We start from the raw sequence: 15,976 nt of genomic DNA, 5'->3' as shown, positions 1-15,976 counted from the left end.
AGTCCGCCGTGATCCGTCTGACCCTGGTTGCTATCGCCGCCCTGACACTCGCCGCCTGCCAGCAACAGGCCGCCGCCCCGGAACCCGCCGACGCCCCGGCCGCGACGACCGCCAAGGCGGGGGCCCCGCCGATGGCGGGTCAGGCGGCGCCGGTCTTCACCCTCGTCGACGCCGAGGGCACGGAGCGCTCGCTGGCGGATTTCCGCGGCAAGACGGTGGTGCTGGAATGGACCAACGAGGGCTGTCCCTATGTGCAGAAGCATTACACCGGGGCGATGCAGGCGTTGCAGCGCGAGGCGGTCGCCGACGGCGTGGTGTGGCTCAGCATCATCTCGTCGGCGCCGGGGACGCAGGGGCATGTCGAGGGCGAGGACGCCCGGCGATGGAAGACCCGCACGAAAGGCGCCTCGACCCATCTGCTGCTCGATCCGACCGGCGAGGTCGGCAAGCTGTATGACGCCAGGACCACGCCCGACATGCGGGTGATCGATGGCGAGGGGCGGCTGGTCTACGTCGGCGCCATCGACGACCGTCCGACCAGCAAGGTCGAGGACCTGAAAGGCGCCGACAACTACGTCCGCGCCGCGCTGGATGATCTGGAGGCCGGGCGTCCGGTGCGGACCGCGTTCGCGACGCCGTACGGGTGCTCGGTCAAGTATCCGGAGACTGCGTAGGTCCCTCTGCCGGTGAGAGAGGGGTCAGACCTCCGGCTGCGGCGGCGCGGTGATGACCTCGACATTGTCGTTGAGCAGGTAGTGGAGTTCGTCGAGGGCGACGCGGCGTTCAGCGGCGGTGGCGGCGGCCTCGACGGCGCCGAGCTTGACCGGAATGTCTTCCGAAATGCCCCGCAGGATGCATTTCAGATCGCCGTCGGTCCCGCGCTCCCTGAGGATCACATGCCCCTGCATGTCGAGAGCGGCGAGTTCCGCGGCGCGGGTCTTGAAGCCGGCATAGTCCGGGCCGGCGAAAAAGTCGGCCCGATCCGCTGCCCCCGCGTCCATCCAGGCGCGCACTTCGCCGCGCAGCCGGCCGGAGCGGAGGACGATGTCGGCGAACAGGGGCTCTCCGGCCACGGACACCGGCGCGTCGGCGACGGCGGCCGGTCGGGCGGCGGCCATGGCCACGTTCGGATCGGAGAGCAGCAGGGAGACGGCCAGGGCGACGCCGCAGGACATGGCGAACCTCATTTGTTTGGCCGAATCACGGGTTTCGGCGTTGAACCGGCTTACGCCTGACCCGTAAACGAGGGTTTACCCTCCCTGCCGCAGAGTCCGCCGATGACCGCCCGTTCCCAGGCCCTGGACATGCTTCGCGCCGTCGCCCGCAAGGACGCCGGCACGCGCATCGCCCATCAGTTCGCTGTCGATCCGAAACGCGTTGAGCGGATGGGTGTCGAGGCGGCGGGCCTGTATCTGGACCTGTCCAAACAAAGCTGGACCGCCGAGGGGTTCGAGGCGGCGCTGGATCTCGCTCGCGCCTGCGACATCGAAGGGCGGCGCGCGGCCCTGTTCGGCGGCGAGGCGGTCAACAACACCGAGGGCCGGGCCGTGCTGCACCCCGCCCTCCGCGCCGCCGACGACGCCGACTTCCGGGCGCTGGGCGAGCCGGTGTCGGAAGAGGTGGCGGCGACCCGGCGCGAGATGGCCCGGTTCGCGGCCGACATTGGCTCGGGCGCCGAGACCAGCGGGGCCAAACAGCCGTTCTCGGCCATCGTCCATATCGGCATCGGCGGCTCGGACCTGGGCCCGCGCCTGCTGTGGGACGCGCTGCGCCCGCTCGACCCGACCATCGACCTGCGGTTCGTGGCCAATATCGATCCGCGCGACATGGGCGAGGCGCTGGCCGGGCTGGACCCCGAGACCACGCTGGTGGTGGTGGTGTCCAAGACCTTCACCACCCAGGAGACGCTGGCCAATGCCGACCTGGCCAAGGCCTGGCTGGCCGCGAACCTGTCGCCACGACGGATGGCCAAACACCTGATCGGCGTCACCGCCGCGCCGGACAAGGCCGAGACCTGGGGCTGCGGCCGGACCTTCGGTTTCCGCGACTGGGTCGGCGGACGCTATTCGCTGTGGTCGGCGGTGTCCCTGTCGGTCGCGGTGGCGTTGGGCTGGGACGTGTTCGAGCGGGTGCTGGACGGGGCCAGGGCCATGGACCAGCATTTTCTCACCGCCGATCTCGAGCGCAACGCGCCGGTGCTGCTGGCGCTGGCGCAGATCTACAACGTCGAGGGGCGGGACCGGCACGCCCGCACTGTGGCCCCCTACGCCCACGGCCTGCGCCGTCTGCCAGCCTTCCTGCAGCAGCTGGAGATGGAGTCGAACGGCAAGCGGGTGAAACGCGACGGCAGGCCCGTTGACACCGCCACCGGGCCGATCGTGTTCGGCGAACCGGGCACCAACGGCCAGCACGCCTTCTTCCAGCAGATCCATCAGGGACCGATGGTCGTGCCCGCCGAATTCGTCGTGGTGCGGCACACCTCCGACGCGGCCATGGACGACCGCGAGGGCGACGCGCCGCTGTGGTCCAATGCCTTGGCCCAAGCCCAGGCGCTGATGATCGGCAAGACCGGGGCCGAGGCGCGGGCCGAGTTGATCGCCGCCGGGGCGTCGGAGGCCGAGGCCGACCGGCTGGCCCCGCACAAGACCTTCCCGGGGGATCGCCCCTCGACGACCCTGCTGATGGACGCCCTGACGCCGGAACGGGTCGGGGCGCTGCTCGCCCTGTATGAGCACAAGACCTTCGTCGAGGGCGTGATCCAGGACATCAACAGCTTCGACCAGTGGGGCGTTGAGCTGGGCAAGGTCCTGGCGAAGGCGATCCTGACGGACGTACAGGCGGGCGAGCCGTCGGCCGGGCTGGATCCGTCGACGGCGGAGTTGATGAAGCGGCTGATGGTGTAGGCCGCGCGGCCCGACCGCTCGGCTGGTGTCGGGACGCCGGCTTCCCGACCATGGGAGTCCGGGAACGATTGACTCCCCATGGCATTTGTCCGCGATGGTTGAAGAGGGCGTTCAGACCGTTACCCTGGGCAAGCAACTCGGCGCCGCCGGCGGCATGATGCTGGTGATGACGGTCGTCCACGCCCTGGGGCTGACCGGGATTTCGAAAGTCCTCGACCTGCGCACGGAGCATCTGAAGGAGATGAGCTTCAGCCTGAAGAGCATCTCGCTGATGTCGGGGATGGGACTGCTGCTGCTGGTTCTGCACACGGTCGAGATCGGGATCTTCGCCGGCTTTTACCTGCTGATCAACGCCATGCAGACGGTGGAGGAGGCGCTGTATTACTCCGCCTCGGCCTACGCGACCCTGGGCCGGACGGCCGATTATTTTCCCTCGGACTGGCGGCTGATCGGCGCCCTGGAGGCGTTGATCGGCTTCATTCTGATCGGCTGGTCGACGGCCTTCATCGTCAGCAAGGCCAACCGGCTGATGCCGGGTTGAGACGGGCGGGCGCGCCGGCCCTCGACCCGAACCGCCCCGCCGCCCGCCCCCCAGGCATGAAAAAGACGGACCCCGTTTCCGGGGCCCGCCTTTCTCGCCCAACCCGGCCAGTACTCACGCGGCCGGGGATAAGGGAGCTGTTCTACCAGCGACGGTCGTAGCGGTAGTCGCGGTCATAGCGGCGCTCGTCACGGCGGTCGCGGCGGTCGTCCCGGCGCTCGTAGCGGTAGCGGGAATCGTAGTCGCGGCTGTTGATGCCGTGCTCGCGTTCCCAGTGACCCTGGTTCCGGTAGCAGCGCCCGCCGCGGTAGTAGCCGCAGTCGTCGCGATTGCCCGCACTGGCCCCGAGCGCGGCGCCGGCCACGGCCCCGCCGGCGATATAGGCCCCGTCGCCGCCGCCGATCAGGGCGCCGGCCAGGGCGCCGACGGCGGCGCCGATCAGCACCTCCTCGGTGCGGTCGTTGCCGCGGTCGCGGTCGCGGTAGCGGCTCTGGGCGTCGGCGGGCGTCGCGGCGGCCAGCGTCAGGGCCAGGGCGCCGACCACGGCGGAGGGGGCGGCGTATTTAACAAGCGTCTTCATGGTCGGTCCTTTCCCGGTGGTCGCGCGAGGTGCGCCGGTGAGGAGCCCTGTATGGACCATTGCGCCTGAACAGGCCGGGGGTCGCCGGTTCATCCCGCGTTCATCGGGCAGCCGGCGGCGCCAAAATTCCGCCCCCGGTCCTTGACGCTGACCGGGGCCGGGCCTAACTGCCGCTCGCGTTAGCACTCGGGGGCAGCGGCTGCCAAAGCCGCGACCGGGCGCTCAATCGAAACTGATTTGGGAGACACTGAAGATGGCGTTTCGTCCGCTCGGCGACCGCGTGCTCGTGAAGCGCGTGGAAGAGGAATCCAAGACCAAGGGCGGGATCATCATCCCCGACACCGCCAAGGAAAAGCCCCAGGAAGGCGAAGTCGTCGCCGTCGGCCCCGGCGCCCGTGACGAGACCGGCAAGGTCAACGCCCTCGAGCTCAAGACCGGCGACCGCATCCTGTTCGGCAAATGGTCGGGCACGGAGGTCAAGCTGGAAGGCGAAGACCTGATTATCATGAAGGAGTCGGATGTGCTGGGCGTGCTTTCGTAAGCACCGGCGTTTCCACGACTTTTTCCTCAGAAACATAGAATTAGGAGCAGCCCCCCATGGCCGCGAAACAAGTTCAGTTCTCTACCGAAGCCCGCGAGAAGATGCTGCGCGGCGTCAACGTCCTGGCCAATGCGGTCAAGGTCACGCTCGGCCCGAAAGGCCGCAACGTCATCATCCAGAAGTCCTTCGGCGCCCCGCGCTCGACCAAGGACGGCGTCTCGGTGGCCAAGGAAATCGAGCTGGAAGACGCCTTCGAGAACATGGGCGCCCAGCTGATCCGCGAAGTCGCCTCCAAGACCAATGACAAGGCCGGCGACGGCACCACCACCGCCACCGTCCTGGCCCAGTCGATCGTGCAGGAAGGCCTCAAGTCCGTCGCCGCCGGCATGAACCCGATGGACCTCAAGCGCGGCATCGACAAGGCCGTCCACGCCGTCATCGAGGACATCAAGGCCTCGTCCAAGAAGGTCAGCGCCAACTCCGAGATCGCCCAGGTCGGCACCATCTCGGCCAACGGCGACATCGAGGTCGGCGAAATGATCGCCCGCGCCATGGAAAAGGTCGGCAACGAAGGCGTCATCACCGTCGAGGAAGCCAAGACCGCCGAGACCGAACTCGACGTCGTCGAGGGCATGCAGTTCGACCGCGGCTACCTGTCGCCCTACTTCATCACCAACGCCGACAAGATGGAGGCCCAGCTCGAGGAGCCGCTCATCCTGCTGTTCGAGAAGAAGCTCTCCTCGCTGCAGGCCATGCTGCCGATCCTCGAGGCCGTCGTCCAGTCCGGCCGCCCGCTGGTCATCATCGCCGAGGACATCGAGGGCGAGGCCCTGGCCACCCTGGTGGTCAACAAGCTGCGCGGCGGCCTGCGCGTCGCCGCCGTCAAGGCTCCGGGCTTCGGCGACCGCCGAAAGGCCATGCTGGAGGACATCGCCGTCCTGACCGGCGGCCAGGTCATCTCGGAAGACCTCGGCATCAAGCTCGAGAACGTCACCCTCGACATGCTCGGCAAGGCCAAGAAGGTCACCATCACCAAGGACGACACCACCATCGTCGACGGCGTCGGTGAGAAGGCCGCCATCGAGGCCCGCATCTCGCAGATCAAGAAGCAGATCGAGGACACCACCTCGGACTACGACAAGGAGAAGCTGCAGGAGCGTCTGGCCAAGCTGGCCGGCGGCGTCGCGGTCATCCGCGTCGGCGGCTCGACCGAGGTCGAGGTCAAGGAGAAGAAGGACCGCGTCGACGACGCCCTCAACGCCACCCGCGCGGCGGTCGAGGAAGGCATCGTCCCCGGCGGCGGCATCGCCCTGCTCAAGGCGACCAGGGCGCTGGAAGGCCTGACCGGGGACAACCCCGACCAGACCGCCGGCATCGCCATCATCCGCCGCGCCATCCAGGCCCCGATCCGTCAGATCTCGGAAAACGCCGGGGTCGAAGGCTCGATCGTGGTCGGCAAGGTGCTGGAGAACAAGGACAAGTCCTTCGGCTTCAACGCCCAGACCGAAGAGTACGGCGACCTGGTCCAGATGGGCGTCATCGACCCCGCCAAGGTGGTCCGCACCGCCCTGCAGGACGCCGCCTCGGTGGCCGGCATCATGATCACCACCGAAGCCGCGGTCGCCGACGCGCCCAAGAAGGCCTCGGCCGGCGGCGCCGGCGGCATGCCCGGCGGCGGCATGGGCGGCATGGGCGACATGGACTTCTGATCCAGACCGGGGCGGGCGAAAGCCCGCTCCGGGACATGTTGTCATCCCGGCCCTGAGCCGGGACGGAAGAGGGCGGGTCCGGCGACGGGCCCGCCCTTTTTTTCGCCAACCGCTGACTAGCTGGTCGGAGGCTTTCCGAACTCTAGTCCCACGGGAAGCGGATGCCGCAAAAGCTAGCCAACACGCAGCTGGATCGGCGTTGTGTTGGCAATCTCAATCTCAGTATGGAGGTCCACGGTTGCATCGTCAGTCGTGATTGAGACGATCAGCGCGTAGCGGGCCTTTCGGTCCCATTGCTTGAGCGAAGTCCGATTCTTCCACCAGCCCGCAATCGGATATACGGCGACAACATTCCGGGCTGCCAGTTCTGCGCCCGGACCCTCCCAGACATCGCAATGCAGGGAACCAGCCGAGATGCTCTGGCTCCCAAAACGCCAGCGATTGTCCGAGTCTGCCTTTGGCCGGACTTCCCCCTTGACCCGTTCGCTCTCGTTGAATCTCCGGATGAAGTCACGGTTGGATTCCGTGGCTCGTTTGAGATCAAACCTAAGGCCAAATGACTGATAGCGGGAAGGCGTGACGGGAGCCAAATCGCCTAGGCTGGGCTCAATGAAGTAGGATAGAACCACCTTAAGCTGAACCTTCTTATCCGCCAGCGCCTCTAGAGCGGCTTTCGGCCAAGGTAGGTCGTAGTAGTGGGCCTCGTTCAGGGAGGGGGCGGCCAAGACCGGCTTACCGTCATCCCCCAGTTTCCTAACCCGCTTGAACGGCGTGAGTTCGCCTTGGGCGATAAGGGCGACATCGTTGCGGGCAGAGGACAGGGCGCGGTCGAGCTGTGGGACACCATAGCCGAACTGCCGAGCCTCTGTGATGCAGTCACGCTTCCTGCCTTTGCAGGCCTTCAGCCGCTCCAGCATCCGTGGGGTCCACTGAGCACTGTGCACGATCAGAGCCCGAACAGTTTCGGGCCAAAGGTCAGGATGTTCGGCCATAATGGAAGCGGCGAAGCTTGCCCCTTGGGCAGTCGCAGGACTCGTCGCCCAAATAGTGGTCAAGGGTAGCTGGTCGAACTGCCGTGCAGTTGTGAGGAGCGACAAGGAGTCCAAGCCAGCGACAATTTCGCTTCCGGACGCATTGATAGCCCTGTTTCCAGCTTCGAACACTACCTCAGGCTTTATCGGCGTGATCGAGTGAAGCCAGTCCACGGAGTTGCGGCTGAAGGGGCTCACGTCGCCTACTACAGCGGCACCCGACCACCCGTCATAGCCATTGTCACGGATATCGACCTTGTCGGTGAAACCACCGATCGAAAGCGCATTCCAAGCTTGAGCAGGGTCCTCGATCGGAAACTCGTCAGGATCCGAAATGTCATCGGGATCGGCACTGTCTTGGATGTTGCCCGCCGACACCACGAACAGGCGTCGCCGCGCTCCCGGTAGGTCATCACCGGGCATGACGCCGGCACAAATTTGATCCAGCGCCGCGCTCCAACTCGTCGGACGCTCGCCCGAGACGTCCTCATTTGTCACCGCCATGCAGTAGACCCGCGCTCTGACGGGCGCAGCGATCTCCGGCAGGGCGATTGCCGCCTGGGTGATGGCCCCATAGTTGCTCGGTTCGGCACGAACGGCTGACGGCGGCTCCAGAAACTTCACAGATTCCAAGCCGTGCAACAGTTCGACCGGCCCTGTGCTGGCAAGCGGATAGGTCAGATCGCCGTAGAGAGCAGTGCCCGCCATACCGGTCCCATGGCCGTCCCGATGATGATCATCGACCAGCCACGCCTCGTCTATCGTGTGGCAGTCAGTGAGGCTCAGACCAACGGCGAGCAATGGATGGTCGTAGGCCACACCACCGTCCAAAATGCAGACGGCTGGCGCATCCGCTGCGGGAGGGACGATCCTAGCCACGAGATCGTCAGCCCAAGCAGACTGTTCCCGGCGAAATACCGTGTTGAACACGTGCGGTGAGTCCTCCGCACGCCGAAGTTCTTCCACGGCGTCGCAGTTCTGCAGCAGGCGCTGGATCTGGGGACGAGAGGCGTAGACCGGAATCACCACGTACTCAGGGAACGTCAGCCGCCGCTCGCTGACGCGCAGGTTCAGGCCCCGCGCTGCCGCGATGAGGTTATGGACCCGATCCTTCCAGCACCAACATTCCCACCAGAGTGTCTCGTCCACGCTTGGAAGTGGGCGCTGGTCAGTCCACAGACTAGCGAGGTTGGCCGGACGGATGTTCTCCAACGGGTCCATCTTCGCTTGATGGCTTGGCTTCTTCCCTTTGGGTTCGCTGCCGTATTCCGAGACCTTGTCGAGAAGGAAGCTGGTATTTGCCAGCGGCACGAACACAGCCCCGACCTCCGAGCCGCTGTCGGTCGTCCTCACCGCGCCAATTCGAATGTCCTGACGTGACCAAGAAAGGTCGGGCAAACTGTCTTTTGCGCGCGATTCGACCTCGACATAGATGCCGGGCCGACCGGCCGCGATCTGTTCGTCACGATGAACGAACCCGGCCCGGCCGGTCATGAAGGCCTCTGTCAGGGCCTGACTTAGCTTCGGGCCATGCGTTTTGTGGTCACGCGCTACAATTGCGTCGCTAAGATCGCGGGAGGGCGGGCTGTAGGCGCCCACGACCCGCCTAGGGTCGATGCGCACATGCTTGAGGTTGTGGCGAGTGGGCTGCGAATCGGCCATGCGACGAATTCATGCACGAACTGGGCCGCTGTCGAGTTCCGATTATCGGCACCGCTACTTTTCAGTGAATGACGCCAACGTTTCGCGGACCATTCGGCGCTCAGTGAGGGCTGCAAGCAGGCTTTCGGTAGAAACTGCCTTTTGATCGTCCAGAATGGCGCCCTTGATCACTTCATCCGCAGCACGGACCAAGTCGGCTTGGCTCAAACCGTGGGCCGCCTCAACGATCTTCGACCAAGCCATTCGGGCACCCTTGAAGCGGCCAAGGCGTGCCGCAAGCACCGCCCGCACAGCGGCGTCGTCAGGCAGGCCATACTCCAACGCATCATCGAACCGCCGAAACAAAGCGCGGTCGAGGAGTTCCGGATGATTGGTAGCGCAGACAACCAAACTGTCGGTGCTGTTCGTCTCTTCGAGAAACTGGAGAAAAGAGTTGAGGACCCGCCGCATTTCCCCGACGTCGTTGCCTGCCGTGCGGTGCCCTCCGATGGCATCGAACTCGTCGAACAGATAGACACCCCGAACGCTTGCAACTTGATCGAACACCAAGCGAAGCTTGGCGGCGGTCTCGCCCATGAAACGGGTGATCAAGGTGTCCAGTCGGATGGTGAACAGCGGCAGCCTGAGTTCACCAGCCAAGGCCGATGCCGTCATGGTCTTGCCGGCTCCGGGCGGCCCAACAAACAGCAAACGGGCGTTAGGAGTCTGATCGTGAGCACGCAGGCGGTCTCGACGGCGCTGCTGCAATAAAACCCGACTCAATCGGTCCTTGAGATCGGGACGCAAAACGACATCGTCCAATCGGGTCCGTGGATAGGTGTTAGTCAGCAGGTTCTGGAGTTCACCCCGCGGGCGAGTGATCGGAATGCTGACCTCGCCTCCCGGAACGACCGCGGGAGACGCTGAACGGCGACGATCGCGCGCTGTATCAACGAGGCGCTTTAGTTCGTCGGCAACTTCCTTGCGGCCGCGGCGTGATTCCGCAGCCGCCACCTGAAGGGCAATCGAGAGGAACTGTTCCTCCTCGCCCTGAACATGGCTGTTCAATAGCGCAACGATTTGTCGAGCAGTGGCCATGCGAAACCCGAATAGTCGGCGCACCATCGGCCGCCGACCCCTAGGGTGAGGTTAACGGTTCCCGCCGCCGACAGCGAGCGCTGGTTGGGCGATTTTCGCACGCTGCTGCCAGAAATCCCGAATCCTGAGATGCGTGAACCCCCGCCCCCGCCGCACGTTGGGCGGCCATGACCAGCCCCCGCGACCCCCACACCTGCCGCCGGGCCCTGCGCGAGATCGGGGAGATCGCGGCGGTGGCGGGGCTGGAGGGCGGGCGGATGACGGACCAGGAGACGCTGGGCAGCATCGCCGCCATCGCCGAATGGGTGCTGGAGACGGCGCCGGGGGCGCGGGCGGACTGCGGCGACGTGGTGCGGCGGCTGGAGCGGATGACGGCGGGGGTCGAGGTCGAGGCGCTGGACGACCGGGCGGCGCAGGCGCTGTTCGGGGCGGTGGTGGGGGTGCTGGAGGGGTCTTCGGCCTAAGACCGGTGCGGGGGTGACAGCCCCCTCATCCGGCCCTCCGGGCCACCCGTCGTCGGATCGCATGCGACCCTCCTCCACCCCCGGTGGGGAGAAGGACAGGTTTGGCCGCGCACCTGTCCTGTGACGCTGTGCTGGCTATTCCGGGAATTATAGTCGGGTTCAGCGCGGGGAACCGTGGGAAATCCGGGGGTTGGGCGAAACTAGAATCGATCTTCCCGCCCCATGACGCGGCGGGGGCAGACTCTGCGGCTGGATGAAGCCGGCAGGGAGAGACCGCGATGGCGGGGACGACGGGGATGGAGCGGCGGCCGTATCGGCGGCGGCCGGAGAGCGAGTGGGCCGAGATCCGGGCGATGTATGTCGCGGGGGCGACGGCCAAAGCGCTGGCGGCGCGGTTCGGGGGGACGGAGCGGACCATCTATACGCACGTCAGCGAGCACGGCTGTCTGAGGCGGGACCAGGTGACGGAGGCCTGTGCGCTGGATGAGGCGGAGGTGCGGGACGCGGTGCGCGAGGCCCGGGGGTGCGAGGCGGACGCGCCGGTGCGGGCGCTGGCCGAGGGGGCGTCGCTGGGCGAGGCGGCGCGGGCGGCGGCGACCACCGCCATCGCCATGCTGAGGGATGCGCAGCCGACGCGATCCTACACCTATGCGCGGCTGGCCGGGACGCTGGAGCGGCTGGCGCGCGGGACCGTGGGGGCGGGCGAGCGCGGGGACCCGGACGGGACCCTGAGAGGGGCGCGGGCGGCGCTGGACTTTTTGCGGCGGGAGGCGGGGGCGGACTGATGGCGGGGGCTCTGGAGTGGGTGACGCCGGAGGTGCTGGGCGAGGCGATGTGGCGGAAGACGGCGCATGACGGACAGCGGGCGCCCGACGGGGACTGGCGGACTTGGGTGTTTCTGGGCGGGCGCGGAGCGGGGAAGACGCGGGCGGGGGCGGAATGGGCGTGGGAGACGGCGGCGCGGCTGGGGGACGGGGGGCGGATCGCCCTGGTGGGGCCGACGCTGCACGACGCGCGCACGGTGATGGTGGAGGGGCCGTCGGGGGTGCTGAACCTGCCGTACCGGACGGGGGCGGCGTATGAGCCGTCGCTGAGGCGGGTGCGGTTTCCGGGCGGGGCGGTCGGGCTGCTGTTCTCGGCCGGGGAGCCGGAGCGGCTGAGGGGGCCGCAGTTCCACGCCGCCTGGGGGGACGAGGTGTGCGCTTGGGCGCGGGGCGGGGAAGCGCTGGCGATGCTCAGGCTGGGGCTCAGGCTTTCGGGGCCGGTGGAGGCGAGCGCGTCTTTAGTGGGCCGCGGTCGTCGGCCCTTCGGGACCTCCCGACCCGACGCGGCCTGGGCTTCGCCACGCCTTGTTCTGACCACGACGCCCCGGCCGGGGCGGCTGATCCGGGGGGTGCTGGCCGAGGCGGGCTGCGCGCGGACCGATGCGCCGACGCGCGCCAATGCGGGGAACCTCGCGCCGGGGTTTCTGGCGGCGATGCAGGACCTGTACGGCGGCACAAGGCGCGCGGCGCAGGAGCTGGAAGGACAGCTGCTGGAGGCCGAGGGGGCCTTGTTCACGAACGCGGACCTTGTCCGCGCTCGCATTCTTGGTGGGGGCTACCGCCCTTCGGGCTACTTGAGCCCGGATATGGAGGCCGCTCTGGCCAACCCGGTGACAGGACCCTGGGAGATAGTCGTCGTGGCGGTCGATCCGCCGGCGGGGACGCTGTCCGGGCGGCCGCGGGACGCCTGCGGGATCGTGGTCGTGGGGCGGCGTCAGGGGCGGCTGAGGGTGCTGGCCGACCGGACGGCGCGGGGGCTGTCGCCCGAGGCCTGGGCGGCGCGGGCGCGGGCGGCGGCGGAGGAGTTCGGCGCCGCGCGGCTGGTGGTCGAGGCCAACAACGGCGGGGCCATGGCCGAGGCGGTGCTGCGCGCCTCGGGCTGGGGCGGGGCGATCCGGCGGGTGCACGCCTCGCTGGGCAAGGTCGCGCGGGCCGAGCCGGTCGCGGCGCTGTACGAACAGGGCCGGGTGGCGCATGCGGCGGGGCTGGAGGCGCTGGAGGCCGAACTGCTGGAGCTGGGCGGCGAGGACGCCGGCGCGGGCTCGCCGGACCGGGCCGATGCGCTGGTGTGGGCGGTGACGGACCTGATTCCCGGACGCTCCCCCGCGGGGCCGAGCGTGCGGGTGCTGTGAATCTCCCCCCTTGTAACCTTCTCGATTTCCGTGCGTTACGGCTCAGCTAGACGATGAGAGACGGCATGACGAAGCGTGAGACGGCGGGGCGGGATCAGGCCGCCCTGGGGATTCCGGGGCTGGACGACATCCTCGGCGGCGGATTGGCCCGGGACCGGCTGTATCTGCTGGAGGGGGCGCCGGGCACCGGCAAGACCACGGCGGCGATGCGCTTCCTGATGGAGGGGGCGGACCGCGGCGAGGCCTGTCTCTACATCACCCTGTCGGAGACCGAGGAGGAGCTGCGCGCCACGGCGGCGGCGCACGAATGGTCGCTGGACGGCATCGACATCTTCGAACTGGTCCCGCCCGAGAGCCTGCTGGACGAGCAGCAGCAGCAGAGCCTGCTGTATTCCTCGGACCTCGAGCTGGGCGAGACCACGCGGATGATCTTCGACGCGGTCGAGAGGGTGAATCCGAAGCGGGTGGTGGTCGACAGCCTGTCCGAAATTCGCCTGCTGGCCCAGGGCTCGCTGCGCTACCGGCGCCAGGTGCTGGCGCTGAAACACTATTTCGCCAAGCGCGGCATTACCGTGCTGCTGCTCGACGACCTGACCACCGACGTCAACGACAAGACGGTGCACAGCGTGGCCCACGGGGTGATCCAGCTGCAGGAGCTGGCCCCGGAATACGGGGCCGAGCGGCGCCGGGTGCGAGTGATCAAATACCGCGGGCGGCGTTTCCGCGGCGGCTATCACGACTTCACCATCAAGACCGGCGGGCTGGAGGTCTATCCGCGCATCGTCGCCTCGGAGCACCGCACCAGCTTCGACCGCAGCCCGGTGTCGAGCGGGGTGGCCGAGCTGGACGAACTGCTCGGCGGCGGGGTCGAGCGCGGCTCGAGCGCCCTGATCCTCGGCCCGGCGGGGACCGGCAAGTCGCTGTTCGCGATCAATTTCGCGGTGGCGGCGGTGCAGCGCGGCGAGAAGGCGGCGCTGTTCATCTTCGACGAGGAGCTGGGCCTGCTGTTCAACCGGATGAAGGGGATGGGCGTCGATCTGGAGGCGATGCGCGACGCGGGCTCGCTGATCATCGAACAGGTCGACGCGGCCGAGCTGTCGCCGGGCGAGTTCGCCGCGCGCGTACGGCACTGCGTGGGCGAGAAGGCGATCCGGACCGTCGTCATCGACAGCCTGAACGGCTACCAGGCGGCGATGCCGCAGGAGCAGTTCCTGGTGCTGCATATCCATGAGTTGCTGCAGTATCTCAACCGCCAGGGGGCCTCGACCTATCTGACCGTGGCCCAGCACGGCCTGGTCGGGGAGATGAAGGCGCCGGTGGACGTGACCTATCTGGCCGACACCGTGATCCTGCTGCGCTATTTCGAGGCGCTGGGCCATGTGCGGCGGGCCGTGTCGGTGATCAAGAAGCGCTCCGGCGGCCACGAGAAGACCATCCGGGAATACGAGATCGGCGGGACGGGATTGACCATGGGCAAGCCGCTGCACGGCTTCCAGGGCGTGCTGCGCGGGGTGCCGAATTTCGTGGGGCAGGGCTCGGGGCTGTTGGGCGAAGCGTCCGCATGATCGAGGGGGGCGATCTGTCGAATCGGGCGCTGGTGCTGGCGCCCACAGGGCGCGACGCCGGCCTCGCCGCCGCCATCCTGAAGGAGGCGGGCGTCCCGGCGCTGGTGTGCGAAACTCTGGATATCCTGCGCGCGCGGCTGGACGAGGGCGCCGGGCTGGCGGTGGTCGTCGAGGAGGCGCTGCGCGACTGCGACCTGACCGGACTGGCGGCGTGGATCGAGGCGCAGCCCTCGTGGTCGGATTTCCCGTTCATCGTGCTGACCCAGCGCGGCGGCAGCGTCGAGCGTAATCCGATGGCGCGGCGGCTGTCGGTCACCCTCGGCAATGTCAGTTTTCTGGAGCGGCCGTTTCACCCCACCACCCTGGTCAGCGCCGTGCGGACGGCCCTGCGCGGGCGCAAGCGCCAGTATGAGGCGCGCGAGCGGATCGAGGAGATCCGGCGCGCGGAGATCACGCTGGAGCGCCGCGTGACCGAGCGCACCGCCGAGCTGGAGGCGGCCAACCGGCAGCTGGCCTCGCAGATCGGGGAACGCGAGAAGGTCGAGTCGGCCCTGCGTCAGGCCCAGCGGCTGGAAGCCGTGGGGCAGCTGACCTCGGGCGTGGCGCATGACTTCAACAATCTGCTGACCGTGATCCTCGGCAATGTCGAACAGCTGCGGAAGAAGGCGGATGATCCGGCCTTGCAGCGGCGGCTGGAGATGATGAGCGAGGCCTCGCATCGCGGCGCCCGGCTGACGGCGCAGATGCTGGCGTTCTCGCGGCAGCAGAAGCTGGAGCCGCGCCCGGTCGATCTGAACAGCACGGTCAAGAGCATGCAGGATCTGCTGCAAAGCACGATCGGCGGCAGCGTGCAGATCGCTCCGCCCCGGCTGGCGGATGATCTGTGGCCGGCGATGATCGATCCGACCCAGATCGAACTGGTCATCCTCAATCTGGCGATCAACGCCCGCGACGCCATGGAGGTCGGCGGGTCGCTGACCATCAGCACCGCCAATGTCGTGCTGCGCGAGCCCGACACGCCCGAAGCCCCGCCCCCGGGCGAATATGTGATGGTCTCGGTCAGCGATACGGGTTCGGGCATGACCGAAGAGGTGCGTGCCCGCGCCTTCGAACCCTTCTTCACCACCAAGGAGGTCGGCAAGGGATCGGGGCTCGGGCTCAGTCAGGTCTTCGGCCTTGCAAAACAGTCGGGCGGCGGCGTCGCCATCGAGACTGAATCGGGTCGCGGCACGACCATCCAGGTGTTCCTGCCCAAGGCCAGCAGCGCGCCGGCCGAACAGGGCGCGGAGACGGAGACGGCGCCGTCCGCCCACGAGGACCATCTGGTCGTTCTGGTGGTCGACGACGACGATGCGGTGCGGGAGGTCACGGCCGGCCTGCTGACCGATCTCGGCTACGACGTCGTCGAGGCCGGAAGCGGCGGGGCGGCGCTGGAGCTGATCGAGCGGAACGAGGACATCAGCGCGGTGGTGCTGGACTTCGCCATGCCCGGAATGAACGGCGCGGACCTGGCGCGGGAAGTCCGCGCCCGGCGGCCGCGAGTGCCGATCCTGTTCGCCACGGGCTACGCCGATGCGGAGGCCCTGACCGGCGTCGGAGACCACCAGATCGTGCACAAGCCGTTCGTCCAGGCGGAACTGGCGCACAAGCTGTCGCGCAGCTTCGCTGCCGCCTGAGCCGGCGGCGTCCTGAACGAATCGCGCGGTCGGGGGTTCGAGTCCCCGAAA

General features: G+C 67.7%; 14 protein-coding genes. 10 read left to right on the top strand and 4 right to left on the bottom strand.

Annotated features, from left to right (window positions below; genetic code table 11):
- The first annotated feature begins 8 nt into the window (after nt 1-8).
- Nucleotides 9-674 (top strand): thioredoxin family protein, encoded by a 666-nt coding sequence (locus tag HNQ67_RS07325; protein WP_343054846.1) that lies wholly within the window; start codon nt 9-11, stop codon nt 672-674.
- Between the two features lie 24 nt (nt 675-698).
- Here HNQ67_RS07325 and HNQ67_RS07320 read toward each other — a convergent pair whose 3' ends face one another.
- Nucleotides 699-1,175, bottom strand: coding sequence for a hypothetical protein (locus HNQ67_RS07320; protein ID WP_183253866.1), 477 nt, complete (start codon nt 1,173-1,175; stop codon nt 699-701).
- Nucleotides 1,176-1,277: 102 nt separating this feature from the next.
- On the opposite strand from HNQ67_RS07320, the gene pgi reads away from it, so the two are divergent.
- Nucleotides 1,278-2,903, top strand: coding sequence for a glucose-6-phosphate isomerase (gene pgi, locus HNQ67_RS07315; RefSeq protein WP_183253863.1), 1,626 nt, complete (start codon nt 1,278-1,280; stop codon nt 2,901-2,903).
- Nucleotides 2,904-2,997: 94 nt separating this feature from the next.
- A complete protein-coding gene (locus HNQ67_RS07310) occupies nt 2,998-3,444 on the top strand; it encodes a two pore domain potassium channel family protein (RefSeq protein WP_183253861.1) in 447 nt (148 codons plus the stop codon).
- Between the two features lie 142 nt (nt 3,445-3,586).
- Here the strand turns inward: HNQ67_RS07310 and HNQ67_RS07305 are convergent, their stop codons facing one another.
- Nucleotides 3,587-4,024, bottom strand: a complete 438-nt coding sequence (locus HNQ67_RS07305; protein ID WP_183253859.1) for a hypothetical protein — start codon at nt 4,022-4,024, stop codon at nt 3,587-3,589.
- A gap of 253 nt (nt 4,025-4,277) precedes the next feature.
- Here HNQ67_RS07305 and groES point away from each other — a divergent pair, with 253 nt between their 5' ends.
- Together groES and groL are read left to right on the top strand one after the other, a co-directional pair.
- A complete protein-coding gene (groES, locus tag HNQ67_RS07300; protein ID WP_183253857.1) occupies nt 4,278-4,565 on the top strand; it encodes a co-chaperone GroES in 288 nt (95 codons plus the stop codon).
- Between the two features lie 56 nt (nt 4,566-4,621).
- Entirely contained in the window at nt 4,622-6,274 is a 1,653-nt protein-coding gene (groL, locus tag HNQ67_RS07295; protein WP_183253855.1) for a chaperonin GroEL, read from the top strand.
- A 173-nt stretch (nt 6,275-6,447) separates the two neighbouring features.
- Here groL and HNQ67_RS07290 read toward each other — a convergent pair whose 3' ends face one another.
- Nucleotides 6,448-8,799, bottom strand: coding sequence for a S8 family peptidase (locus HNQ67_RS07290; protein ID WP_183253853.1), 2,352 nt, complete (start codon nt 8,797-8,799; stop codon nt 6,448-6,450).
- A 222-nt stretch (nt 8,800-9,021) separates the two neighbouring features.
- Complete coding sequence (locus HNQ67_RS07285) at nt 9,022-10,044, bottom strand: AAA family ATPase (protein ID WP_183253851.1); 1,023 nt, start codon at nt 10,042-10,044, stop codon at nt 9,022-9,024.
- Nucleotides 10,045-10,211: 167 nt separating this feature from the next.
- On the opposite strand from HNQ67_RS07285, the gene HNQ67_RS07280 reads away from it, so the two are divergent.
- The 5 genes from HNQ67_RS07280 to HNQ67_RS07260 all read left to right on the top strand — a co-directional run bounded on the left by HNQ67_RS07280 (nt 10,212) and on the right by HNQ67_RS07260 (nt 15,925).
- Entirely contained in the window at nt 10,212-10,508 is a 297-nt protein-coding gene (locus HNQ67_RS07280) for a hypothetical protein (protein WP_183253850.1), read from the top strand.
- A 278-nt stretch (nt 10,509-10,786) separates the two neighbouring features.
- Complete coding sequence (locus HNQ67_RS07275; RefSeq protein ID WP_183253847.1) at nt 10,787-11,293, top strand: hypothetical protein; 507 nt, start codon at nt 10,787-10,789, stop codon at nt 11,291-11,293.
- Nucleotides 11,293-12,684, top strand: coding sequence for a phage terminase large subunit family protein (locus HNQ67_RS07270; RefSeq protein ID WP_221247773.1), 1,392 nt, complete (start codon nt 11,293-11,295; stop codon nt 12,682-12,684). The genes HNQ67_RS07275 and HNQ67_RS07270 overlap by 1 nt, the downstream gene beginning before the upstream one ends.
- A gap of 65 nt (nt 12,685-12,749) precedes the next feature.
- Entirely contained in the window at nt 12,750-14,249 is a 1,500-nt protein-coding gene (locus tag HNQ67_RS07265) for an ATPase domain-containing protein (RefSeq protein WP_183253845.1), read from the top strand.
- Entirely contained in the window at nt 14,246-15,925 is a 1,680-nt protein-coding gene (locus HNQ67_RS07260) for a response regulator (RefSeq protein ID WP_183253843.1), read from the top strand. Before HNQ67_RS07265 ends, HNQ67_RS07260 begins: the two co-directional genes overlap by 4 nt.
- The last annotated feature ends 51 nt before the right edge of the window (nt 15,926-15,976 follow it).

Origin of the sequence: Brevundimonas basaltis (assembly GCF_014202075.1) — a bacterium.
Lineage (GTDB): Bacteria > Pseudomonadota > Alphaproteobacteria > Caulobacterales > Caulobacteraceae > Brevundimonas > Brevundimonas basaltis.
This window is presented reverse-complemented; position numbering and strand designations above follow the sequence as displayed.

Excerpts from the sequence above, each read along its gene's own strand:
- HNQ67_RS07320 (WP_183253866.1), bottom strand. The coding sequence starts at position 1,175 with ATGTCCTGCGGCGTCGCCCTGGCCGTCTCCCTGCTGCTCTCCGATCCG.
- pgi (WP_183253863.1), top strand. The coding sequence starts at position 1,278 with ATGACCGCCCGTTCCCAGGCCCTGGACATGCTTCGCGCCGTCGCCCGC.
- HNQ67_RS07310 (WP_183253861.1), top strand. The coding sequence starts at position 2,998 with ATGGTTGAAGAGGGCGTTCAGACCGTTACCCTGGGCAAGCAACTCGGC.
- HNQ67_RS07305 (WP_183253859.1), bottom strand. The coding sequence starts at position 4,024 with ATGAAGACGCTTGTTAAATACGCCGCCCCCTCCGCCGTGGTCGGCGCC.
- groES (WP_183253857.1), top strand. The coding sequence starts at position 4,278 with ATGGCGTTTCGTCCGCTCGGCGACCGCGTGCTCGTGAAGCGCGTGGAA.
- groL (WP_183253855.1), top strand. The coding sequence starts at position 4,622 with ATGGCCGCGAAACAAGTTCAGTTCTCTACCGAAGCCCGCGAGAAGATG.
- HNQ67_RS07290 (WP_183253853.1), bottom strand. The coding sequence starts at position 8,799 with ATGACCGGCCGGGCCGGGTTCGTTCATCGTGACGAACAGATCGCGGCC.
- HNQ67_RS07285 (WP_183253851.1), bottom strand. The coding sequence starts at position 10,044 with ATGGCCACTGCTCGACAAATCGTTGCGCTATTGAACAGCCATGTTCAG.
- HNQ67_RS07280 (WP_183253850.1), top strand. The coding sequence starts at position 10,212 with ATGACCAGCCCCCGCGACCCCCACACCTGCCGCCGGGCCCTGCGCGAG.
- HNQ67_RS07275 (WP_183253847.1), top strand. The coding sequence starts at position 10,787 with ATGGCGGGGACGACGGGGATGGAGCGGCGGCCGTATCGGCGGCGGCCG.
- HNQ67_RS07270 (WP_221247773.1), top strand. The coding sequence starts at position 11,293 with ATGGCGGGGGCTCTGGAGTGGGTGACGCCGGAGGTGCTGGGCGAGGCG.
- HNQ67_RS07265 (WP_183253845.1), top strand. The coding sequence starts at position 12,750 with ATGACGAAGCGTGAGACGGCGGGGCGGGATCAGGCCGCCCTGGGGATT.
- HNQ67_RS07260 (WP_183253843.1), top strand. The coding sequence starts at position 14,246 with ATGATCGAGGGGGGCGATCTGTCGAATCGGGCGCTGGTGCTGGCGCCC.